Source organism: Anaerotignum faecicola, from assembly GCF_003865035.1.
Lineage (GTDB): Bacteria > Bacillota > Clostridia > Lachnospirales > Anaerotignaceae > Anaerotignum_A > Anaerotignum_A faecicola.
Genome location: NZ_BHVZ01000014.1, coordinates 328394 through 351808, shown reverse-complemented (window position 1 = coordinate 351808; position 23415 = coordinate 328394). Strand labels below are relative to the sequence as shown.

At 48.1% G+C, this 23415-nt stretch carries 19 protein-coding genes; all 19 read right to left on the bottom strand.

The annotated features are described in order from the left end of the window. Window positions 1-12 precede the first annotated feature (12 nt). Window positions 13-435 carry a phage scaffolding protein gene (locus EJE48_RS11665; protein WP_118582263.1) on the bottom strand — a complete coding sequence of 141 codons (423 nt, stop codon included), beginning with the start codon at window positions 433-435 and terminating at the stop codon, window positions 13-15. Then, window positions 413-1873, bottom strand: a complete 1461-nt coding sequence (locus EJE48_RS11660) for a phage portal protein (RefSeq protein WP_118582266.1) — start codon at window positions 1871-1873, stop codon at window positions 413-415. Before EJE48_RS11660 ends, EJE48_RS11665 begins: the two co-directional genes overlap by 23 nt. Before the next feature lie 17 nt (window positions 1874-1890). Continuing rightward, window positions 1891-3129, bottom strand: coding sequence for a PBSX family phage terminase large subunit (locus EJE48_RS11655; RefSeq protein ID WP_118582269.1), 1239 nt, complete (start codon window positions 3127-3129; stop codon window positions 1891-1893). Beyond that, complete coding sequence (locus EJE48_RS11650; RefSeq protein ID WP_124984585.1) at window positions 3126-3542, bottom strand: terminase small subunit; 417 nt, start codon at window positions 3540-3542, stop codon at window positions 3126-3128. The genes EJE48_RS11655 and EJE48_RS11650 overlap by 4 nt, the downstream gene beginning before the upstream one ends. Before the next feature lie 53 nt (window positions 3543-3595). After that, window positions 3596-4069 (bottom strand): sigma factor-like helix-turn-helix DNA-binding protein, encoded by a 474-nt coding sequence (locus EJE48_RS11645; RefSeq protein WP_118582275.1) that lies wholly within the window; start codon window positions 4067-4069, stop codon window positions 3596-3598. Window positions 4070-4178: 109 nt separating this feature from the next. Further along, complete coding sequence (locus EJE48_RS11640; protein ID WP_118582278.1) at window positions 4179-5303, bottom strand: LysM peptidoglycan-binding domain-containing protein; 1125 nt, start codon at window positions 5301-5303, stop codon at window positions 4179-4181. Window positions 5304-5495: 192 nt separating this feature from the next. After that, a complete protein-coding gene (gene ilvN / locus EJE48_RS11635) occupies window positions 5496-6044 on the bottom strand; it encodes an acetolactate synthase small subunit (protein WP_016407478.1) in 549 nt (182 codons plus the stop codon). A 2-nt stretch (window positions 6045-6046) separates the two neighbouring features. After that, window positions 6047-7720, bottom strand: coding sequence for a biosynthetic-type acetolactate synthase large subunit (gene ilvB / locus EJE48_RS11630; RefSeq protein ID WP_118582281.1), 1674 nt, complete (start codon window positions 7718-7720; stop codon window positions 6047-6049). A gap of 361 nt (window positions 7721-8081) precedes the next feature. Then, window positions 8082-9662, bottom strand: a complete 1581-nt coding sequence (gene cls, locus EJE48_RS11625) for a cardiolipin synthase (protein ID WP_124984584.1) — start codon at window positions 9660-9662, stop codon at window positions 8082-8084. After that, window positions 9659-10333 carry a GTP pyrophosphokinase gene (locus EJE48_RS11620; RefSeq protein WP_016407481.1) on the bottom strand — a complete coding sequence of 225 codons (675 nt, stop codon included), beginning with the start codon at window positions 10331-10333 and terminating at the stop codon, window positions 9659-9661. Before EJE48_RS11620 ends, cls begins: the two co-directional genes overlap by 4 nt. A gap of 137 nt (window positions 10334-10470) precedes the next feature. Beyond that, window positions 10471-11523, bottom strand: coding sequence for an electron transfer flavoprotein subunit alpha/FixB family protein (locus tag EJE48_RS11615; RefSeq protein WP_124984255.1), 1053 nt, complete (start codon window positions 11521-11523; stop codon window positions 10471-10473). Between the two features lie 57 nt (window positions 11524-11580). Beyond that, window positions 11581-12372, bottom strand: coding sequence for an electron transfer flavoprotein subunit beta/FixA family protein (locus EJE48_RS11610; protein WP_016407013.1), 792 nt, complete (start codon window positions 12370-12372; stop codon window positions 11581-11583). A 65-nt stretch (window positions 12373-12437) separates the two neighbouring features. Beyond that, window positions 12438-13583, bottom strand: coding sequence for an acyl-CoA dehydrogenase family protein (locus EJE48_RS11605; protein ID WP_016407012.1), 1146 nt, complete (start codon window positions 13581-13583; stop codon window positions 12438-12440). Between the two features lie 839 nt (window positions 13584-14422). After that, window positions 14423-15616, bottom strand: a complete 1194-nt coding sequence (gene tuf / locus EJE48_RS11600) for an elongation factor Tu (protein WP_016407011.1) — start codon at window positions 15614-15616, stop codon at window positions 14423-14425. Between the two features lie 175 nt (window positions 15617-15791). Beyond that, window positions 15792-17876, bottom strand: coding sequence for an elongation factor G (fusA, locus tag EJE48_RS11595; protein WP_118580520.1), 2085 nt, complete (start codon window positions 17874-17876; stop codon window positions 15792-15794). Window positions 17877-18029: 153 nt separating this feature from the next. Further along, window positions 18030-18500, bottom strand: a complete 471-nt coding sequence (gene rpsG / locus EJE48_RS11590) for a 30S ribosomal protein S7 (protein ID WP_016407009.1) — start codon at window positions 18498-18500, stop codon at window positions 18030-18032. A gap of 194 nt (window positions 18501-18694) precedes the next feature. Then, window positions 18695-19117 (bottom strand): 30S ribosomal protein S12, encoded by a 423-nt coding sequence (gene rpsL / locus EJE48_RS11585; RefSeq protein ID WP_016407008.1) that lies wholly within the window; start codon window positions 19115-19117, stop codon window positions 18695-18697. 255 nt (window positions 19118-19372) lie between these two features. After that, window positions 19373-19618, bottom strand: coding sequence for a hypothetical protein (locus tag EJE48_RS11580; protein ID WP_118580523.1), 246 nt, complete (start codon window positions 19616-19618; stop codon window positions 19373-19375). 145 nt (window positions 19619-19763) lie between these two features. Then, a complete protein-coding gene (gene rpoC / locus EJE48_RS11575) occupies window positions 19764-23414 on the bottom strand; it encodes a DNA-directed RNA polymerase subunit beta' (RefSeq protein ID WP_118580526.1) in 3651 nt (1216 codons plus the stop codon). Window position 23415: the final 1 nt, after the last annotated feature.

Genomic DNA, 23415 nt, shown 5'->3' with positions numbered 1-23415 from the left:
TTCCTTTCCTCCTTATCTGCCTAAGCCTCTGCGGAATGCCGCTCTGATTTCGTCCTCTTTCCTTTTCTGTCTGGTCATGGGCACGCCTGTCCCCTTTTTCTTCTCTGTTTTTTCATAGAACAGATAGGGTGCTTCCGCCTTCACTTCCTCCAGATCCAGCCCTTTCAGCCCTTCCTTCGCGTCATAGCTGATTTCCTCCAGATCCAGCAGTGCCAAAATCGCCTTCACGTTTTTGCCACCGCCCTCCAGAATGGCTCTTTCCACTGCCGCCGTTTTTCTGTTTTCCGCCAGTTCGCCGTCCTTGCCGCTCAGCTCCTCCTGCAATTCCGCCATTTCCTGCTCTGTTTCCTCTGCCGCCTGCAGCAGTTCTGCCCTTGCCACGCCGTTCAGCATCCCCTGCTTGGCAAATTTCTCAATCATCTGTGTCAATTTCATTGTCCTTCTCCCTTCTTTCTCTCTCCAGCTGCTCCATCTCACTGTTTACGTCCTCCACAAAGGGATGCTTCCCCAGAAGCGTCTTTTCGCTCACCATCCCCTTGCTTGCCGCAATAATCTGCATCGTCTCCATGTCATCGGTAATCCCGTTGGTGTTCAGCGTAATCTGAATTTTTCTCCAATCCCAATCCGTCCCGTTTTCCCTGTTCCGATCCTCTGTCGCAAAGCGGAAGAATTCCTTCACCGCCCGCTTGATTTCCGGCACAATCCCGTTGATTTTCAGGTAAAACATCGCATATTGGAATTTCAGTGCAACGCCGCTTGCCGCCTTGCCCCAATCGTCGCTGTCCGTATCCACCCCCATCCCGAAGTGGAAAATATCCTTGCGGAGCATCTGCATCCAGTCCAGTCTGCCCTCTACCGGCAGCTGCACCTGCCTTGCCTCCACGTTGCCGCTGCTGTCGCTAATCTGCACCGCCTTGTTGATTTGCAGCTTTTTCGCCACCGCGCTTGCCGTTTCGCCGCCGTAGCCCTGAATCACCCAGTACAGATCCACCAGATCCAGCAGATTGTTCGTCCCCTCGCTGCTCACAAGGTCATACGCATCAATCAGCCCCTTCACCAGCTGCAAATCCGTCAGCTCCTTCTCATTGTTCCTGAGCGGAATAAAAGGCACGCGCCCCCAGCCATGCTGTTCTGTTTCTGCTTCCTCTCCGTCCAGAAGCGCCGTCACCGCCCAGTGTCCGCAGCTTTTCTCCTGCAAAAATTCTCCGTCGCCGTTCTCCGTAAAATAGGTCACGTCCTCTGCCGTCCACCATTCCACGCGCCGCTTTGTTTTCTCTCTGCCCTCGTCCAGAACCTTGATGTCATAATAACGAATCACCTCGCGCAGTTCCTGCTGATATTCCTCATCGTAAATTGCAATGATTTCCTCCGCCGGCACAATGCAGTAGCGAAAATTCCCCTCTCCGTCATAATAAACGTGCAGGTATTCCACCCCCTTGTTCGCCGCCCCTGTCAGCCAGCTTTGCAGCACCCCGTTAAAGTGCTCATCCGCCAGCTCCGTCAGCATTTCCTCAAATGCCCTGTCTCCGTTTCTTACGCTGATGGTCGGCTCTCTCCCCACGAGGTACGCCGTTTTCTGCGCCACCAGTGTGTGATGAAACGGGTGTACGCAATGGTGGTTGCTTCTGTTCGGGTTAAAAAACATCCGCATTTCCTCCTCCCCGTTTTCCGTTGTCTCGGAAATCGGGCTTCTGCGGAAGTCCTTCTGTAGGCTGTCATGCTCGCCGCGGTAATACCGCTCCCCCTCTGCCATCCGCCTTTTCTTCTCGCTGCTTCTGTCTTCCTGCAAAATCTCCTTCAGAATATGGCTGTCATTCAACCTTTTCCCTGCCGCCAGTCTTGCCTGCAGCAGCTCCATCTCTGTGATAAACAAACTTCCCTTCTCCTTTCTTATCGCACACGAATATGCCGCATGTCCTCCTCTCTGCTGTAGCGCACCGCGTCAATCGCATGGTTGTCCCTGTCGGGAAAAGCCGCACGCCAGCCGCCCCTCCCGTCGCTTTCGTATTCATAGCTGCTGAATTCTCTCGCCGTCTCAGGGCATCTTTTCGGGTCAATGATGATTTCCTCTAAGTCCTGCATCCACTTGATACCGTAATAAACGCTATCGGGGCCCTTCCTTGCCCCAATCGCCGCCACGCCGTATTCGCGCATCTCCGCAATAGATTTCGGCTCCGCGCTGTCGCAAATCACCTCCCGATGCTTCGGGTTCTCTCGGTTGATTTCCTCTGCCAGTCTGCGGTTGCTCATCCCCTGCGCCCGCAGCTCGTAGAAAATATACAGCCGCCGTCTCGTCCTGTCGTAGTGGTTCACCGTGTAGTGCAGCGGGTCTACTGCGTACCCCCAGTCCAGTCCGCGCCGCAGGCGGTCAAACGCGGCAATCTCCGCATCCGTAATCTCTCTGAGCATCAGGTTGCGGAATACCTCGCCGCCGCTCCCCGTCACCTCTCCTAAATATTCATGTCGGTAGATTTCGGGGTGCCGCTTCCGTATATATTCCGCCTCCGCCAGAAATTGCTTTCCGAGCCATTCCTCCTTCATCTGTAAATATGTGCTGTGATGAATCAGCCTGTCTGCCCGTTCCTCTGCCGTCTCAAGATTTATCCAGCTGCGTCCCTGCTTCGGTGGGTTGTAGCTGTAAAAAACACAGAGCTTCTCACCGCCGCGCAGCAGGCTCTGGTTCAGGCTTCGCAATTCCGCCATGCCGCCGAATTCGTCCGCTTCTTCATACCAGATGAATTTCGCGTACCCTCTCTGAAATTTGATGGATTTCAGCTTTTTCGGGTCATCGCACCCCCGAAAGAGGATTTTCTGCCCCGTCCCCTTTCGGATCAGCTCCATCGGGCTGATTTTTTTCTCCCATTCCTCCTCCACACCCAAAGCATGAATGGCCCAGTTCATCTGCTCGAATACGCTGTCCCGCAAATTCGCCGCCACCTTTCGCAGCACCACTGCGTTTGCGTCCCTGTCTGCAATCAGCCCCAGTAAAATTTCCAGTGAAAGGAATGAGGATTTGCCGCTTCCTCTGCCGCCCTTCAGCCAGTAATGCGTGTGCTTGCCCTCCCGAATGTCTCTGTGGATGTCATAAAACCCCTCCCCGATCCATTCGCTTAATCGTATCTCCTTCATGGCAGGTCATCCACGATGATTACGCGGCTTTCCTTTTCCGTCGGCGTTTTCTTCTCAAAAAGGCTTTCTCTCTTTCCCAGAAGCTCCGCCGCCTTCATCCTTGTCTTGAGGTCAGCCTCCTCCTCGTCTCGCATCACCTCCGTCAGAAAGCTGAGAATCTCGGCCTTCTTCGCCGTTTCTCTTTTTCTCGGCTGTTCCGTCTGCTGTACGCCCTTCTGCGTTTCCTCCGCATCTGCCGCACTTGGGTTCTTTCTCACCTTAATTGCCCTTCGGATATGCTCCTTCCGCATCAGCCTCCAGCCATATCCCTTGGAAAACCCAATCAGCCGCTCTGCTTCGCCTGTTGTCTTGCCTTCTGCCAGCAGTCTGCAAAATTCCTCCTGCTTTTCGCTTAACCCCTGTCTCTTTTCCACATTTGCATCGCCTCCTTTCTCCGCTGCTCCTTCAATATACCCTCCCCTTAGTCTCACGGAGTCTCAATCTCCGCTTGCCGCAGCTTTTCCAGAATCCTGTCCTGCATCCGAAACACCGTTGCCCTGCTGATATACAGCCTCCTGCCGATGTAATCAATTCCGTATCCCTTCTCAAACCGCAGTCGGATGTATTCCTGCTCGTTCTCCTCCAGTCCTGCAAGCAGTGCATCCATCCGCTTTTTCTCTCTCCAGATTTCCGCAAGCCTTCCTTCCAGCCGCGCCCGCTCCGCTTTAAATTCCTCTTGCAAGAAAGTATTCTCTGTCCCCTCCGGCTCCTCCAGCCGCCGCAGCTCCTCCTGCAATCGCCTGCATCGCTCCACCGTGCAGCCCCAATCCAGTAGCCGAAGCTTCATCTGTCCCTTCTCGCTGTTCATTCCCCTTCTCACATACGCCTTCCAGATATCCTTCTCCCCCTCTCCGTAATAAGAACTTACATTCTTCCTTGCGCAGAACATCTGTTCTTGCATATATGTATCATTTTCCTTGTCCTTCTGTCAACCCCTCTTTTTTCGCAAATAAAAAAAGCCCATGGCTTCTCTCAAAACCATAGGCTTTCTCCGATTTTAACGTATTCCCTTACGGAATCAGCAGTGTCTGCCCCTCGAAAATCATATCTGCATTTGCCAATCCGTTTGCCTCCATGATTTTCCGAATCCCGCTGCTGTCCCCGTAAAATTTCCTGCTGATAAATCCTAAGCTGTCGCCGCTTTCCACGGTATAGCTTCGCTTTTGTTCCGGCTGCTCCTCTGCGGTCTGCGGCTGCTTCTGCACCGCAAAAACGCTCTGCACCCTCGCATCCTCCAGATTTTCCGCCAACGTCTGATAGGAGGTCTGCATTGCCATCAATTCCTTCTCCACAAGCTGCAATCTGCCAAGGCTCTGCATCATTGCCATTCCCATGCACACGCACACCACACAAAGCACGCCGCTCACCGCCAACAGCATCAGGTCATGCTCCCTTTTTGCCTGCTTCACCACCGTTTCGCGCTTTTGCAGCACCCTGCGAATCTCCTTTGCCGCATCCATCCGTTCCTCCTGCGTGGGCTTCTTCCGCCGCCTTGCGCCCTCCTTCGGCTGCTCCGCCACAGTCTCAATTTCTGCCGCTTCCTCCCTTGGGCGAATCATGCTGTTATCGAGCATATATTCCTGCATCTCCCGGTTTCTGTCATAGTATACAAAATACCCTCTCGCCTGCCGCAGTCCACTCCCGTCCTCATTATAGAGATAAAAGCTGTCCAGCCTGTCCACTGTGTCCATCGCAAAAAACACCTGCCAGTCCTCCTTGAAATATTCCCGATGGAACTGCTCGTCCTTCGCCGTCAGAAATGCCCCGAAGCCCGGTTGGCAATGCACCCAGCCGACCACCGTCATCCCCTTAAAGTATTGCTGCAACTGCCCGCCGATGTATTCCCATGTTTCGTCGCCAAATCGCTCTGTGCCGCCTTCCTGCACCGTTCCCTTCGCCTGTATTGCGCCCGAAATCAAAAGCACCCTCTGCCCCTCAAGCTCATAATATTTCCCGACCAGAGCCGCCAGCTTTTCTGCTCCGCCGCCGCTTCTTCCATATTGATAAAGATATGTATATACATAATCCTCTACAAAGATTCTGAGCCGCTGCTCAATGCCGCCCATCTGCTTTGTCCGCTTCGGCATGGCAAATTCCGCCCTGCGTTCCCTTTCACCGTCAAATTGATATTGCATCCTGCATCCTCCTTTGCACTTTCTCTTTGCCAGACTGAAAATCGTATCTTTCCATTCCTGTCTACAAAGATACCATTTCTTCTTTGCATATCCTGTCAAACGCTGTCGGTGATGCCCCTTTTTCCTCTGCAATATCCGTCTTTTTTCGCCCTCCGCACACAAAAAAGCGGTCTGTTGCAGACCGCCCTTCTCTTATTCTTCTGTTTTTCTTTTTCTTACTCTCGGCTTCTTCAGACTCCTGCTGTTTGTTCCGTCCAGACATTCGTCCCCTCGCTTCAGCGAAACCACGCCTGTTCGCCCCAGCTCCAGAATCCCGTATTCCTTCATTAACTCGATAAACGCATCCAGCTTTTTCGTTTCCCCCGTCAGCTCCATCGTAATCGCATCGGTGGAATAATCAATAATCTTATTGCGGAATACATTCGCCGCATCAATGATTTCCTGTCGGTTACTGCGGTCTGTTGCCACCTTTAACAGCACCAGCTCTCTGCAAACCGATTTTTCCGCCACCATTTCCTTTACAAAATGCACATCGTGCAGCTTTCTCAGCTGCTTGATCATCTGGTCTCTGTCATGGTCATTCCCCGTAATCATAATCGTCATACGAGAAACCTGCGGATTCACCGTTTCCCCAACCGTCAGCGTATCAATATTATATCCTCTGCGCGCAAAAAGCGATGCAATTCTTGTCAGCACGCCGTATTTATTCGTTACCAAAAGCCCTATCATATATTTTTTCATACTTACCGACCTCCCTGCAAAATCATTTCATCAATGGATTGGTTTGAAGGCACCATCGGGTATACCATATCCTCTCGGTCAATCTCGCATGCAATCACAACAGGCCCTTTTGCCGCCTTCGCCTTCTGCATGGCATCCGCCATTTCTTCCGTTGTTGTCGCACGGTATCCCTCTGCCCCCATTGCCCTTGCAAATGCAACGAAGTCCGTTTTTCTGTTTGTTGTCGTCTGAGAATAATGCCCGTTGCTGAAAAACCTCTGCAGCTGCCGTACCATCCCCAGTACACCGTTATCCATCAGCACCACAATGACAGGCAACCCTTCCGTCACCGCTGTCCCAAGCTCGTTAAAGTTCATCGCAAAGCTGCCGTCCCCCGTAAAGAGTACGGTTTTCCTTCCTGTCCCGATGCAGGCACCGTTTGCCGCCCCCATACCAAAGCCCATCGTGCCAAGTCCGCCGCTGGTCAGAAAGGTGCGCGGCTGTGCAAAGGGGTATCTCTGCGCCACCCACATCTGGTGCTGCCCTACGTCCGTTACAATCGGCGTATCCTTCGGCATAACTCTGCTGACCGCATCAATAATCGCATCTGGTGTTAATTTCCCGCTGTAGTCGGTTGCGTGCATCCGCCCAAAGGCGCGCATTTCGGCAATTTCCGCCTGCCATTTTTCCTTTTTGCCGCCTTCCACCGCAGCCAGAATTTTCCCCAGAATCTCCTTTGCGTCCCCAATCAAGGGCAGGTCAACCGTTATGCTTTTATCCACCTCTGCCGGATCAATTTCAATATGAATGATTTTCGCTTTCGCCGCATATTTCTGCTTATCTCCAACCGCGCGGTCACTGAACCTCGCCCCAACAGCTATCAGCAGATCCGCCTCGGCAATCGCCTTTGTTGATGCATATTGTCCGTGCATCCCAGACATTCCGAGGCTTGCAGGGAAGTCGGTCGGCACCGCATCCACGCCCATCAGGCTATGACAAATCGGCGCATCCAGTCTGCGGGAAAGCTCCATAATTTCTTCCCCTGCATCCGCCATAATCACACCGCCGCCGCAATAAATGCAGGGACGTTTTGCCTTTTCCATCAGCTTCACCGCCTGTGCAATTTCCTTTTCGGTATATTCCCCTGCAATTTTGGGAATTTCCACAGGCGGCTTAGGCGTAAACCTTGTCTTTTTCTGCTGGACATCCTTCGGAATATCAATCAGAACAGGCCCCGGTCTGCCCGATGCCGCAATGGCATACGCCTCTCGGATATCCTCCGCCAGCTCCTCCACGCGCGCTACACGGTAGCTGTGCTTGACAATCCCATACGTCAGGCTGAATACATCCACCTCCTGAAAATTATCCTGCCCAATCAGCGTTGTGGGCACATTCCCCGTAATGATAACCAGCGGAATCGAATCCAGATAAGCTGTCGCAATCCCCGTTACCAGGTTCGTTGCGCCCGGGCCGGAGGTCGCCAGCACCACGCCCGTTTTACCTGTTGCTCTGGCATATCCATCCGCCGCATGAATCCCTCCCTGCTCATGGGAGGGCAATACATGACGAATCCGTCCCTCGTTTCGGTAAATCTGCTCATATAAATCCAATACCGTCCCTCCGGGGTAGCCAAAAATTACATCTGTGCCCTGCTCCAGCAGCGTTTCCATCAATATCTGCGCGCCTGTCATCTCCATAACCATCTCTCCTTTGTGCTTCTTCTGTATTCCTCTTTTGTTCAAATAAAAAGACCCGACAGTGAGCGCTGCCGGGTCGTTCTAATTTCTGTCAAAGCAAATATCGCCATTCCTGCCGATTCGCTGAAATCCGAGCATCACTCAAAAGACCGCTGTCACTGCCAAAACCAGAAGCAGCACGCCGCCAAGAAGGACGTTCAGATTTTCAGATACGAATTTTGCTCTCATAAAAATTTCCTCTTTTGTAAAATAGTTATCTTCTGTACGCTATGTACTTTTCCTCGTACATAAAATAATGTATTTAATTTAGCACATTTTTTTAGAAAATGCAAGGTCTATCTGTTTTTTCTTTTTTCCGTTTTTACATCAGCGGAGCCAGCCATTTCAGCAGCCACCCCTCCAGCCGCAGGAAAAAAGTGCCTTTTTTGCGGTTTTCCAAAGTAACCTCCTGACATTTTTCCAATGTCCTTTGAAAATCCTTCTCAATCTCCGCGATTTCCTCCACCTGATATAAAAACGCCGCACATTCAAAATGTAGATACAGGCTGCGATAATCCAGATTGATTGTCCCCACAACCGCCTTTTCATCATCGCTTGTGAATATCTTTGCATGCACAAAGCCGGGTGTATATTCATAAATCCGCACCCCCGCCTTGAGCAGCTCCTTATAATGGCTCTTTGCCAATGCGAATACAAATTTCTTATCCGGAATATGCGGTAAAATCAGCTTCACATCTACGCCACGCTTCGCCGCAAAGGTCAGTGCCGTAATCATGCTCTGGTCGATAATCAGATATGGTGTCATGATATGCACATATTTTTTCGCACGGTTTAGAATATCCATATAAACCGTTTCGCCAACCGGTTCATCATCAAATGGACTGTCCCCATAAGGCAATACAAAGCCCTTTGCCTGTGAGGCTTTCTCCGCCTTCTGCAAATATTTTCCGTATTCCGGCTCCTTCTCCGTTACGTTCCACATCTGCAAAAACATCATCGTCAGCCCCTGCACCGCATCGCCCTTGAACATCACCGCAGTGTCCTTCCAATGCCCGTGTTTCTCCACACGGTTGATATATTCATCCCCGATATTCACGCCGCCCGTAAAGCCGACCTTCCCGTCAATCACAAGAATCTTTCTGTGGTCGCGGTTGTTGTAATGCGTGGAAAGAATCGGGCGAATCGGCGCAAACATCTTGCATTGGATGCCCTTCGCCTTGAGTAGCTCTGGGTAACGAAACGGCAAATCAAACATCGCACAGGTTCCGTCATACATCACCCGCACCTCAACGCCTGCCTGCACCTTCCGTTCCAGAATCTCCAGAATTTTCTCCCACATATAGCCTTCCTTCAGGATGAAATATTCCATAAAAATGAACTGCTCCGCCCGCTCTAGCTCCGTCAGCATTGCCGCAAATTTATCCTCACCAAGCGGAAAAAATGTCACCTCTGTATTCTGATAGGTTGCAAAATTACCGTTTTTATGCACATATCTCGCCAGCTGCGCCGTCCCGATGTCTTTCTGCTCCAAGGCATCCAGAACCGCCTCATCCTGCTGCACAAATGCTTCCGTCTGCTTATAAATATCATTCAGACGTTTCGCCAACAGCCGATACCCCGGCTGCGTTTCCACATATACATATAACGCCGCGCCAACCAGAGGCAGCAGCATCGTGATGACCGTCCACATCAGCTTTGTTTCCGGTGTCGTTTCCTTATTCAAAATCAAAAGCACAATGCCAAGTCCAAGCACCATATAGCCGCCGAAAAACATCGGTATGTACGGACGGAAGAAATTCACTACGCCGCCTATCAGGATAATCTGCGCCAGAAACGAAACCGCAATAATCGCCGTTCGTCCGTAAATCACACGCATCGCGCCCTTGCGCCCTTTCTGAAAAACACTGCTATCGCCTAATGGCTTTTTTCCATCCTTGCTCATTCGCGTTCCGCCTCAATTCGATCTCTCAATGCCTGCATCCGCAAGTCCAGCTGACTGCTCGCCTCCGCACATCTCTGCAATTCCTTGGAAATTTCCTCTGCATTTTCGATATTTTTCTTATATTTCAGCTTATGCTCCAAACTTGCCCAGAAATCCATCGCAATCGTGCGAAACTGCACCTCTACCTTCATATTCTTCTTTTCGTTCGATAAGAAAATCGGAACCTCCAAAATCAGATGCAGACTTCTGTAGCCGTTCGGCTTCGGGTTTATGATATAATCCTTCACCTGAATCACGCGAATATCATCCTGATCCGTCAGCATCTTCGCTGTCGCATAAATATCATCCGGAAAGGAGCAAATCACACGAATCCCTGCCACATCCGCAAGGTTTTCCTCAATCCCCTTCACGCTGATTTCAAAGCCCTTTCTTCGCAGCTTTTCAAGAATACTTTTCGGTGTTTTGATTCTGCTCTTAATCGATTCAAAAGGATTGCGGTTATTTTTCATGGTAAATTCAGCATTCAACACATTCAGCTTCGTCTCCACTTCCATCAATGCACATCTGTATTGCATCATCAATTCCATAAATCCGCTTGCCTGTTCAATCAATCCTTCAGGAAACCCTGATGCAGTCAGTGCCTCCAAGTCAATCACTTTATTTAATTCCATCTTTCCGCCTCCTTCTTCATTATGTTAAGTATAGCATATCCGACTATTCTTGTCTATTTTTGCTATTTTCTGACAAAAAAAGACTCTCCCATAAGGGAGAGTCTTCATTCGCTTATTTCAAAACCAATCAGTTTTAATTAGCTGTTTGCTTTTGCTGCTTTGTATTTTCTTACAGCGTCAGCCAGTTTAGGCAGGATCTGCTTCAGATCGCCAACGATACCCAGGTCAGCTACTTCAAAAATAGGAGCGGATTCGTTCTTGTTGATAGCGATGATCAGTTCGGAGTTTTCCATACCTGCAACGTGCTGGATAGCACCGGAAATACCGCATGCCATGTACAGGTCGGGACGTACTGTCTTACCTGTCTGACCAACCTGTCTGTCTTTTTCAATCCAGCCAGCGTCTACACATGCTCTGGAAGAACCAACTTCTGCGCCCAGTGCATCAGCCATATCTCTGATTACATCGAAGCCTTCTGCGGAACCAACACCACGACCACCGGAAACAATCAGTTTTGCTTCTGTCAGGTCAACGGATTTCTTGTCGGACTTAACTGCTTCAACGATTTCAACGTTCATGTCTGCTGCTGTGAAATCTACCTTGAATTCAACCAGTTCGCCTTTTCTTGTTTCGTCCTTTGCGATCATTTTCATAACGCCGGGACGTACAGTTGCCATCTGAGGTTTTGTTCTGGGGCACATCAGTGTTGCCATGATGTTACCACCGAATGCGGGACGAGTCATCAGCAGAGCTCTTTCGGGTGTTGCGTTACCCATTGCTGCTTCCTTGTCCAGTTCTTCCTGTGTCTTAGCCATTCTCAGACCTGTTGTATCTGCAACCAGACCTGTTTTTACACGAGATGCTACACGGGGAGCAACGTCACGACCGATGGAAGAAGCACCGAACAGCATGATTTCGGGATCAAATGCTTTGATAACTTCGCAAACAGCCTTTGTGTAAGGTTCTGTTACATAGTCCTTCAGCATGGGATCGTCAACCAGGACAACCTTGTCAGCACCATAGTGGAAGATTTTGTCAACTTCGCCTTTGATATCATGACCCAGCAGTACTGCTACTACGTCATCCTTCAGATCTTCTTTCAGTCTTGTAGCTTCACCAACAAGTTCCAGACCTACGTTCTGAACCTTGCCGTATCTCTGTTCCATTACTACGAAAATACCTTTACTCATTGTAGGGTTTCCTCCTTATATTTCTAAATTTAGTATCCGATTCTTCGTCTAAATAAATTAGATGATGAACTTAGCTTCCAGTTTGTCCATGATAGCTTTAACAGCTTCGTCTGCAGACAGACCTTCCAGAATTGTACCAGCGCCTTTAACTTCTTTAGTGAAGGACTGATATACGTTTGTGGGGGAACCCTTCAGACCGATCATATCCAGTTCCAGACCATCTTTCAGATCTTCGAAGCCCAGTACTTTGATTTCTTTTTCATAAGCTTCAACGATACCTCTTACGGACATGTATCTGGGTGTAGCCAGTTCAGCGATTGCTGTCAGCAGGCAAGGAGTTTTGATTTTGATGATGTGGTAACCATCTTCGAACTGTCTCTTAACTACTACGTGGTCAGCTGCTGCTTCAACAACTTCTTCAACGTAGGAAACCTGAGGCAGGTGCAGTTTTTCAGCAATCTGGGGACCAACCTGAGCTGTGTCACCGTCGATAGCCTGACGACCTGTGATGATCAGATCATAGCCGATTTTCTTCAGAGCTGCTGCGATGATGCCGGATGTAGCATATGTATCGGAACCACCAAATTCTCTAGCAGATACCAGATATGCTTCGTCACAACCCATAGCCAGTGCTTCTCTCAGAGCAACGTCTGCCTGAGGGGGGCCCATGGAAACAACTGTTACTGTGCCGCCCAGCTGTTCTTTCAGCTGCAGAGCTGCTTCGATACCTGTTTTGTCATCGTGGTTGATAATAGAAGGAACACCATCACGGATCAGTGTGCCTGTCTTAGGATCGATTTTAACTTCTACTGTATCGGGTACCTGTTTAATACATACAACGATTTTCATTATAGTTTGTTCTCCTTCCAAATTTTAGTAATAAGCTTTTTCAAAATGAACTCTTAACTCTCAAATCAAACCTTCATGGAGCCAGCAACGATCATTCTCATAGCTTCGTTTGTACCTTCGTAGATTTCTGTAATCTTAGCGTCTCTCATAGCTCTTTCTACGGGGTACTCACGGCAGTAACCGTAGCCACCGAACAGCTGTACAGCCATTCTTGTTACTTCGTTTGCAGTTTCGGAAGCAAACATTTTGCACATTGCAGCGTAAGGAGCGTAGTTGCCATGCAGATCCTTTTCTGTAGCTGCTCTCCATACCATCAGTCTAGCAGCATCTGTCTTTGTCTGCATTTCAGCCAGTTTGAACTGTGTGTTCTGGTATTTGCCGATGGGTTTGCCACCCTGTTTTCTTTCCTTAACATATTTCAGTGTTTCGTCAATAGCGCCCTGAGCGATACCTACGGACTGAGCACCGATACCGATACGACCGCCGCCCAGTGCTGTCATAGCGATCTTGTAGCCCTGGCCTTCTTTGCCCAGCAGGTTTTCAGCGGGAACCTTAACGTTTTCATAAATAACTTCGCAGTTGGATGCTGCTCTGATACCCATACGTTCGATGTTGGGACCAACGGACAGACCTTCAAATTCTCTTTCTACGATGAAAGCAGACATACCTTTAGGGCCTTTGGATTTATCTGTCAGAGCGAATACGATGAATGTATCAGCGAAACCGGAGTTTGTTGTGAACATCTTTGTACCGTTCAGAACATAGTACTTGCCGTCTTCTGTCTTGTCAGCTGTTGTCTTAACGCCTGCAGCATCTGTACCAGCGCCGGGCTCTGTCAGACCGAAGCAGCCGATTTTGGAACCATCAACCAGAGGTCTCAGATATTTCTGTTTCTGTTCTTCTGTACCAAACTCATTGATGCAAGGGCAGCAAAGAGATGTATGTACGGACAGTGTAATACCTGTGGAAGCATCTACTTTAGACATTTCTTCCATGCACAGTGTGTATGTCAGAACGTCTGCACCCTGGCCGCCGTATTCTCTGCTGTAAGGAATACCAAAAGCACCGATTTTCTGCAGTTTCTGAAGCAGCTCTCTATCGTAATCTTCTGCTTCGTCCATGTCTTTAGCGATTGGTTTAATTTCTGTTTCAGCAAATTTTCTGAACAACTCTTGCTGAAGCATCTGAGTTTTTGTTAATTTGAAATCCATTCTAATATTCCTCCTATTTTTTAAAAATTTTGAAACATCCGCGATGAGGCCACATCGTGGTATTTCATTAAAAAACAACCTACTTCCTTACGACGCTGCCGTATGGACGCAGTTTATCAGCTTCTCATTTCTACTTACGCATTTCAATAAGAAGCTATAATGCCTCCACAATGAATATACCATTTTTGTTTAAAATTTGTCAACATCTTTGTCGATAAATATTACATAAAAAACGGCTGCGTTTGTTGGTAATACCGACATATTTTCCACTGTCGGCGAATGGAAAAAAACCTACAAAAAAACAGACCGAAAATCTCCTGCCGGATCGCTATTCCCACAGGAAATTCTTCCCACCTTTCGTCTGTTTGCCTTTTTGTGAAAGAGCAATCTCCTTCGCCGCCAGCTCCTGCGGCATGCAGTGTAATTTTGTATACAATACATCTCTTTTCAAAAAGGGATTCTGACGCTGTTTGTGCGTATTTCTCCGTTTTTTTGCCTATCTCTACTTTACACCATTGTCTTTTCTCTGTCAATATATTTCGCATGAAAACTATTTTCTCTACGTTTTAATTGTCAGACATCTACTCGTAATATTATACAATAAAAACTGCATCTTTTTCTGTTTTATGTCTCCTTTTGGAAGTTCACACCTTCCTTTTTCACGTTTTCATTCTCTATGAGATAATTTTTCGCAAAAAGAATCTCTTTCCGCGAAGTTCGTAAACAGAGCTTCTGCTGTCTCTCTCATATCAACCATTTTTCCGCATAAACATAATATAAAAAAGAGAGCATCCTTACGGATACTCTCTTGATGAATCAATATTCTGATTTCGTCGAAATTACTCAATGATTTCTACTACGGAACCAGCGCCTACTGTTCTACCACCTTCACGGATAGCGAATCTCAGACCCTGAGCCATAGCTACGGGTGTGATCAGTTCGATTGTCATTTCAACGTTGTCGCCAGGCATGCACATTTCTGTACCTTCGGGCAGGCTGATAACGCCTGTTACGTCTGTTGTTCTGAAGTAGAACTGAGGTCTGTAGTTGTTGAAGAAAGGAGTATGACGGCCACCTTCTTCTTTGGACAGAACGTAAACCTGAGCTTTGAATTTTGTATGAGGTGTGATGGAACCGGGTTTAGCCAGAACCTGACCTCTTTCGATTTCATTTCTCTGAACGCCTCTCAGCAGAACACCGATGTTGTCACCAGCTTCAGCCTGATCCAGCAGCTTACGGAACATTTCAACGCCTGTTACAACTACTTTTCTGATTTCGTCTGTCAAACCAACGATTTCAACTTCATCCTGTACTTTAACTACGCCGGATTCTACTCTACCTGTAGCTACTGTACCACGACCTGTGATGGAGAATACGTCTTCGACGGGCATCAGGAAAGGTTTGTCTGTTGCACGTTCGGGTGTAGGAATGTAATCTTCGATAGCTTCGAACAGTTCCAGAATCTTGTCGCCCCAAGGACCGTTGGGATCCTGCAGAGCCTGGAATGCGGAACCTCTGATGATGGGAATATCATCACCGGGGAATTCATATTCGTTCAGCAGTTCTCTGATTTCCATTTCAACCAGATCCAGCAGTTCTTCGTCTTCAACCATGTCGCATTTGTTCATGAATACAACAATGTAAGGAACGCCTACCTGTCTGGACAGCAGGATGTGTTCTCTTGTCTGAGCCATAGGGCCGTCTGTTGCAGCTACTACCAGGATAGCACCATCCATCTGAGCAGCACCTGTGATCATGTTTTTAACATAGTCAGCATGGCCGGGGCAGTCAACGTGAGCGTAGTGTCTGTTGGGTGTTTCGTATTCAACGTGAGCTGTGGAAATTGTGATACCACGTTCTCTTTCTTCGGGAGCCTTATCGATGTTTTCGAAATCTACAGCTTCACCGATATGGTATCTTTCGTGCAGTGTCTTTGTGATTGCTGCAGTCAGAGTTGTTTTACCATGGTCAACGTGACCGATAGTACCAATATTCATATGAGGTTTGGTTCTTTCAAATTTTACCTTTGCCATTTTAAAATATCCTCCTTGTAAAATTGTGGAATCTTAATTTATGAGTTTGACACACTTTAAAATACAGCGCGTCCATCAACTCTAATTATATTAGAATTCTTATCTTTTTGCAATACCAAAAATCCAATTAAACGCAGTATTTTTGGCATTTCATTTCTGTTTTTCCGTCGAAAAATTACTTTCTGCCTTCCAGTACTTTTTCCTGAACAGATTTGGGGCAGGGTTCGTAATGGTCAACTTCCATTACATAGTTACCACGGCCCTGTGTTCTGGAACGCAGGTCTGTGGAATAACCGAACATTTCAGCCAGAGGAACGAAGGAGTGAATTACCTGTGCGTTGCTTCTTGCTTCCATACCTTCGATACGACCACGTCTGGAGTTGATATCGCCGATAACGTCGCCCATATAATCCTCAGGTACTGTTACAGTTACCTTCATGATGGGTTCAAGCAGAACTGCGTCACCCTTTCTCATAGCTTCCTTGAAAGCCATGGAACCGGCAATCTGGTAAGCGGATTCGGAGGAGTCAACGTCATGGTAGGAACCATCGTAAACTTCTGCCTTAACGCCCAGTACGGGATAGCCGCCCAAGATACCGCTCTGCATAGCCTGCTGGATACCTTTATCGATAGCGGGGATGTATTCCTTAGGAATAGAACCGCCGACTGTCGCATTTACGAATTCGTAGTTGTTTTCCGCATCTGTGGGAATAGGATAGAAACGTACTTTACAGTGACCATACTGACCACGACCACCGGACTGACGTACGAATTTACCTTCTACGTCAACTGCCTTACGGAATGTTTCCTTGTAAGCAACCTGAGGTGCGCCTACGTTTGCTTCTACCTTGAATTCTCTCAGCAGACGGTCAACGATGATTTCCAGATGCAGCTCACCCATACCGGAGATGATTGTGTCGCCTGTCTCCTGGTCTGTGTAGGTCTTGAATGTGGGATCTTCTTCTGCCAGCTTTGCCAGAGCGATGCCCATTTTGTCACGGCCTGCTTTTGTCTTGGGTTCGATTGCAACGGAGATAACGGGTTCGGGGAATACCATGGATTCCAGAATAACTTCGTGATCTTCGTTACAGATTGTGTCACCTGTTGTGGAAATCTTGAAGCCTACTGCTGCCGCAATATCACCGGAGTAAACTCTGTCGATTTCTTCTCTGTGGTTTGCGTGCATCTGCAGGATACGGCCAACACGTTCCTTCTTGCCACCCTTTGTGGAGTTGTAAACGTATGTGCCGGAGTCCAGTGTACCGGAGTACACACGGAAGAACGCCAGCTTACCAACGAAGGGGTCATTCATTACTTTGAATACCAGAGCAGAGAAGGGCTCTTCGTCGGATGCGTGTCTTTCTGTTTCTTCGCCTGTTGCAGGGTCAATACCCTTGATTGCGGGAATGTCTGTAGGTGCGGGCATATATTCAACAACGCCGTCCAGCAGCTTCTGAACGCCTTTGTTTCTGTATGCGGAACCACACATTACGGGCATCAGTTCGCAGGCGATACATGCCTTACGCAGTGCTGTTTTCAGTTCTGCTTCTGTGATTTCTTCTTCAGCAAAGAATTTTTCCATCAGCGCATCATCTGTTTCAGCGATTGCTTCGATCATGATCTGTCTGTATTCTTCAGCCTGTTCTACATATTCTGCGGGAATTTCTTCTTCGTCTACTTCTGTACCTGTTGCGTTTTCATAGAAGTAAGCTTTCATCTTCATCAGGTCGATGATGCCCTTGAAATCACTTTCTGCACCGATAGGCAGAGTTACAGCTACGGGATGGCAGCCCAGTCTGTCTACGATGGATTTCATGGAACCGAAGAAGTCTGCACCCATGATATCCATTTTGTTTACGAAAATCATACGGGGTACATTATAGTTGTCAGCCTGTCTCCAAACTGTTTCTGTCTGAGGTTCAACACCGCCCTTTGCGTCCAGTACGCAAACAGCGCCATCCAGTACACGCAGAGAACGTTCTACTTCAACTGTGAAGTCAACGTGTCCGGGTGTGTCGATGATGTTGATTCTGTTGTCGTTCCAATGACATGTTGTCGCAGCGGATGTGATAGTGATACCTCTTTCCTGCTCCTGCTCCATCCAGTCCATTGTTGCTGTACCTTCGTGTGTATCGCCGATTTTATAGTTACGGCCTGTATAGAACAGAATACGTTCTGTCAGAGTTGTCTTACCCGCGTCAATGTGCGCCATAATACCAATGTTTCTGGTTCTTTCCAGAGGGTATTCTCTGTTTGCCACTGTGGGATCCTCCTTTTTGTAATCATAATCAGGTTTATGGAAAGACTATGAAATAGCCTTTCCATATTTCCCAAATTCCATTCGTTTTTCTCTAAAAACCAACTGCCCTGCGGCAGCCTTCTGTAAGGCAAAGCCTCACAAAAACGGTAATTCTTACCATTTGAAGTGGGAGAAAGCTTTGTTTGCTTCTGCCATCTTGTGCATTTCGTCTTTTCTCTTGCAAGCGCCGCCTGCATTGTTCAGTGCGTCCAGAATTTCGCCTGCCAGACGATCAACCATTGTCTTTTCGCCGCGTTTTCTGGAATACAGTGTGATCCATCTCAGGCCCAGTGTCTGTCTTCTTTCAGGTCTGATTTCCATGGGTACCTGGTAGGTTGCACCGCCGACACGGCGAGCCTTAACCTCCAGTACAGGCATAATGTTGCCCAGAGCTTCTTCGAAAACTTCCAGAGCTTCTCTACCTGTTTTTTCTGCTACTTTATCGAATGCACCGTAAACGATCTTTTCCGCTACACCCTTTTTACCATCCAGCATGATGCTGTTGATGAGCTTTGTCACCAGCTTGCTGTTGTAAATAGGATCGGCCAAGACCTCTCTTTTTGCTACATGTCCTTTTCTAGGCACGATTCTTCCCTCCTTGATGAATAAATGCTATTCTCGGTACTTCACGGGGATGCTTCCCTCGTGTTTTCATGCCTTATCCTCTTTCAACGTATATCTCGTCTAAGCAATCGCAGATTGTATTGATTGATATAAGGCATTTCTACTAATAGATTTGTCTTTGTCTGAAATTGTTCCTCTAAGAAATTCTAAAAAAATTACTTCTTAGCAGCTTTAGGACGCTTTGCGCCGTATTTGGAACGAGCCTGCATTCTGTTTGCAACGCCGGCTGTATCCAGTGTACCTCTGACAATGTGGTAACGTACACCGGGAAGGTCTTTTACTCTACCGCCTCTGATCAGAACAACGGAGTGTTCCTGCAGGTTGTGGCCTTCACCGGGGATATATGCTGTAACTTCGATACCGTTGGACAGACGAACTCTGGCAATCTTTCTCAGCGCAGAGTTAGGCTTCTTAGGTGTGGAAGTTTTTACCGCTGTACATACGCCTCTCTTCTGGGGAGAAGATACGTCTGTAGCTTTCTTCTGCAGGGAGTTCAAACCTTTCTGCAGAGCGGGTGCTGTAGATTTTTTCTCAACAGTTTTTCTGCCTTTTCTTACTAACTGGTTAAACGTAGGCATTAACTGCACCTCCTTATAAAAATAATACATCTGCTAAATTGCAATAATTCTGATTTTGTTTCCGTTTTACGGACTCGCTTAGAAAAGCCCCTAAAATCGGACACTAGAAAATTTTATCATCGCCAACAACAAAAGTCAAGGATTTTCTTTGGAAATTCAGCTTTTTTCCGCACTTTTTCCCATTCCCGCACCCTCTGCCTTTGTAAACGCATTTCGGCAAAGAGAAAGCCCTCTGCTTTTCACAGAGAGCGTGCCTTATTTTCGAAAATCCTTTCTGATGTTGTCCCGCAGCTCCGTCAGGCTCTGCACCGGTTCATCCACAAGCTCCGTCAGCACCTCATCCAGCGCCTGTTCCCTGTCCTTCCCCTTCCTGCAAGCCCTGCGCCAGCGTATCAGAATAAAGCAGGTCAGAATCCCTGCCACAATAAGCAAGAGAAGAATCTCCATCAGGATGGCTGCTTTCCTCGGTTGTTCCATCCATAAATCCAAGTACCAATCCATACGCTCCTCCTCCTTATCGCTTTTCATAAAAGAACTGTTTTCTTATCCTTATTTTATCATATTTCCCCCTGTACCCAAAGCGTTATTTCCTATTTCATTTCTTTCCATACAAAAAGGGTACTGCTTCGCAGTACCCCTCTTTTTCTTAAATCATTTCGTCTTCATCAATATATACGGTTTCCTCCGCAGGTGCTTCTGTTTCTTCCTCAGCGCCTTCGGGAACGATTTCGATATTTCTGTATCTTGTCATACCCGTACCGGCAGGAATCAGCTTACCGATGATAACGTTTTCCTTCAGACCGATCAGCGGATCAATCTTACCCTTGATTGCTGCTTCTGTCAGCACACGGGTTGTTTCCTGGAAGGATGCGGCAGACAGGAAGGAATCTGTTGCCAGGGAAGCCTTTGTGATACCAAGCAGAACTCTCGTACCCTTTGCAGGCTCTTTGCCCTCTGCTTCCAGTGCAGCGTTTGTATTTTCAAAGGTCAGCCAGTCAACCAGAGAGCCGGGCAGGAATTCTGTATCCCCGTTTTCCTCGATTTTTACTCGCTTCAGCATCTGACGTACAATAACCTCGATATGCTTATCGCTGATTTCTACACCCTGCAGGCGGTAAACTCTCTGTACCTCCTGAATCATGTAGTCCTGTACGCCTCTCAGACCCTTGATTTTCAGAATATCGTGAGGGTTTACGCTACCTTCGGTGATTTCGTCACCGGCTTCGATTAAATCACCGTCATAAACCTTGATTCTGGAGCCGTAAGGAATCAGATAATCCTTTGTTTCTCCTGTTTCGGGGTTTGTGATGATAACCTCACGCTTTTTCTTTGTATCGTTCAGTGTCACGCGTCCGCCGAATTCCGCAATGATAGCCAGACCCTTAGGCTTTCTTGCTTCAAACAATTCCTCGACACGGGGAAGACCCTGTGTGATATCGTTACCTGCGATACCGCCTGTATGGAACGTACGCATGGTCAGCTGTGTGCCGGGTTCACCGATGGACTGCGCCGCAATAATACCTACAGATTCGCCAATGCGTACATATCTGCCGGATGCCATGTTTGCGCCGTAGCACTTCGCACAGATACCAACCTCGGAACGGCAGGTCAGAACGGTTCTGATCCAAACCTTCTTAATGCCGGCTTTTTCCACTGCCTCCGCCTGATCTACGGTAATCATAGTATCCGCAGGAACAATGATTTCGCCTGTTTCGGGATGGATGATATCGTAAGCAGACCATCTGCCGCGGATACGATCCTGCAAGCCTTCAATGACCTCGTTGCCGTCCATGAATGCGGAAATTTCCATGCAGGGTGTTTCAATATTTCTGCCGTCGCAGCAATCCCATTCTCTTACAATAATATCCTGAGATACGTCTACCAGTCTACGTGTCAGATAACCGGAGTCGGCTGTTTTCAGCGCAGTATCGGTCAGACCTTTACGCGCACCGTGCGCGGAAATGAAGTATTCCAGTACGGACAGACCTTCACGGAAGTTTGCCTTGATGGGCAGCTCGATGATACCGCCGTTAGGGGATGCCATCAGACCACGCATACCTGCAAGCTGTTTGATCTGTCTGTTGGAACCACGGGCACCGGAGTTCGCCATCATATAAATGTTGTTATATTTCCCCAGACCTGCCAGCAGTGCTGCCGTAATCTTATCATCGGCAATGTTCCATGCCTCGATAACCTTCTGGTGACGTTCTTCGTCCGTCATCAGACCACGTCTGAATTTCTTTGTAATCATATCAACCTTGGATTCTGCTTCCTCCAGATATTCTGCCTTTTCCTTAGGAATTTCCATATCAGAAACGGATACGGTCATTGCCGCTCTTGTGGAGAATTTGTAACCCAGAGATTTGATTTTATCCAGTACGGATGCTGTTTCTGTTGCACCGCAGCGGTTGATGCACTTATTGATAACCTTACCGATTGCCTTCTTATCTACCAAGAAGCTGATTTCGTAATCGAATTTTGTTTCCTCGTTTGTTCTGTCAACGTAGCCCAGATTCTGAGGAATTGCCTCATTAAAGATAATACGGCCAACGGTTGTCTGTACCATTCTTGTTTCGGGTACGCCGTCAAATTCCAGCGTTCTTCTTACTCGGATGATTTCCTGCAGGCTTACCTCGTGGTTATCGTATGCCAGTATTGCTTCCTTTTCATCCTTGAAGGGACGAATCATCAAATCGCCTGCTTTTTTGATTACATTGCCTTCCGCATCCAGAATATCCTCTGTGTATCTCTGGTTCAGATCGTCTCTTTCCAGAGTCAGGTAATACATACCCAGAATCATATCCTGAGAGGGTACGGTTACAGGCGCACCATCGGAGGGCTTCAGCAGGTTATTGGGAGAAAGCAGCAGGAATCTGCATTCTGCCTGTGCTTCTACGCTCAGAGGAACGTGAACCGCCATCTGGTCACCGTCGAAGTCGGCGTTAAATGCGGTACATACCAGAGGATGCAGCTTAATCGCACGGCCTTCTACCAGAACGGGTTCAAATGCCTGAATCCCCAGTCTGTGCAGTGTCGGCGCACGGTTCAGCATAACGGGATGCTCTCTGATAACCTCCTCCAGAATATCCCAAACCTCTGTCTGCAATCTTTCTACCATTCTCTTAGCGGATTTGATGTTGTGAGCCAAGCCATCCTCTACCAGCTTCTTCATCACAAAGGGCTTAAACAGCTCGATTGCCATTTCCTTCGGCAGACCGCACTGATAGATTTTCAATTCGGGACCTACAACGATAACGGAACGGCCGGAGTAGTCAACACGTTTGCCCAGCAGGTTCTGACGGAAACGGCCCTGTTTGCCCTTCAGCATATCAGAAAGAGATTTCAGCGCACGGTTGCCGGGGCCCGTTACGGGGCGGCCGCGGCGACCATTATCAATCAGTGCGTCAACTGCTTCCTGCAGCATTCTCTTTTCGTTTCTTACAATAATATCGGGTGCGCCCAGATCCAGCAGTCTTTTCAGACGGTTGTTTCTGTTGATGACCCTTCTGTACAGGTCATTCAGGTCGCTTGTTGCGAAACGGCCACCGTCCAACTGTACCATAGGACGAATTTCAGGCGGAATTACCGGAATCGCATCCAGAATCATCCATTCGGGCTTATTGCCGGAAAGACGGAAGCTTTCGATTACCTCCAGCTTCTTGATAATACGCACGCGCTTCTGCCCTGTGGTGTCCTGCAGCTGTGCCTTCAGCTCTACGGATTCCTTTTCCAGATCAATGTCCTGCAAAAGCTTCTTAATCGCTTCTGCGCCCATTGCCGCCTCAAAGGTATTGCCGTATTTATCATAAGCCTCTCTGTATTCTCTTTCTGTCAGAAGCTGTTTGTACTGCAATTCTGTATCCCCTGCATCCAGTACAATGTAGGATGCAAAGTACAGAACCTTTTCCAATGCTCTGGGGCTCATGGAAAGGATCAGACCCATTCTGGAGGGAATCCCCTTGAAATACCAGATATGGGAAACGGGAGCGGCCAGCTCAATATGGCCCATTCTCTCACGTCTTACCTTTGCTTTTGTTACCTCAACGCCGCAGCGGTCGCAGACAACGCCTTTGTAACGGATTCTTTTATATTTACCACAATGACATTCCCAGTCTTTTGTGGGCCCGAAAATTCTTTCGCAGAACAGACCGTCCTTTTCAGGTTTCAGTGTTCTATAGTTAATGGTTTCAGGTTTTTTGACTTCACCTCTGGACCATTCATGGATTTTTTCGGGAGATGCCAAACCAATCTTGATGGAATCAAACACGATTCCCTGATCTGTATTCTGTGTGCTCATG